Raw genomic sequence first — 781 nt, 5'->3', positions numbered from 1 at the left:
ATGGACTTGCCCGCACTGCGGTAGTCATCACGATCGCGACGTCAACGCTGCAGCCAACATCCGGGCAGAAGGCATTAGAAAATTGAGGGCGGAGGGGCTACCCGTCCTGCGGAGAGAAACATCCTCTCCCAATGCTCGCTGAGGTCGTGTAAATCCCGGAGACATCCGGGTTGTGACCGAAGAAGCGAGAAGCCTCGCCCAATTCGAAGAATTGGACGGGGAGTAGTCACCAACGAAAAGACCGAGGTCGCCAATCTTGAAGCGTTCTGGCGGGACAACGCTGGGCTCCTCGGTATGGAAGGACTGGCGGTCAACTTTGCAACGTTTGCAGAGCTGATGGAATTTCTGCTTCAGCGCTCAATCAGCACGCCTCTGGTGCTCGTGATCGATGAATTTCAGAATTGTGCTTCCGTGGCTCCGTCCTTCATGGGCGACCTGCAGCGCCTTTGGGACAAATGGAGAAAACATTCAAGGATGCTCCTGGTTCTCACGGGCTCGGCGGCGAGTGCGATGAGGGAGATCACGGAAGGTACGAACGCGCCGCTTTTCGGACGTGCGAGCGCGAAGCTCATTCTTCAGCCTTTTTCGACGGACGTCATCAAACAGATTCTCACGGACTACCACGCCGACTGGCGTCCGGAAGAGCTCCTCACGCTCTATACGCTGGCGGGCGGTGTCCCCATGTTAGAGGACACTATCTACTGACCCACTTTTGGACGGATAAAGTGACCCTCACTGTCGAATCGGGCGCTTTTTCTTGACCCGAGCAAAGTTGACCCGG

Annotated in this window: 2 protein-coding genes; both read left to right on the top strand. The window is 56.3% G+C overall.

Annotation, left to right across the window (positions count from 1 at the left end):
- On the top strand, window positions 1-142 hold a 142-nt coding region (locus GBM95_RS13210), incomplete at its 5' end, for a zinc ribbon domain-containing protein (protein WP_152159023.1).
- A 194-nt stretch (window positions 143-336) separates the two neighbouring features.
- Window positions 337-705: an AAA family ATPase gene (locus tag GBM95_RS11895; protein WP_152159278.1), complete on the top strand. Its 369-nt coding sequence runs from the start codon at window positions 337-339 to the stop codon at window positions 703-705.
- Window positions 706-781 lie beyond the last annotated feature (76 nt).

Origin of the sequence: Sutterella seckii (assembly GCF_009183815.1) — a bacterium.
GTDB classification, from domain to species: domain Bacteria; phylum Pseudomonadota; class Gammaproteobacteria; order Burkholderiales; family Burkholderiaceae_F; genus Sutterella; species Sutterella seckii.
This window is presented reverse-complemented; position numbering and strand designations above follow the sequence as displayed.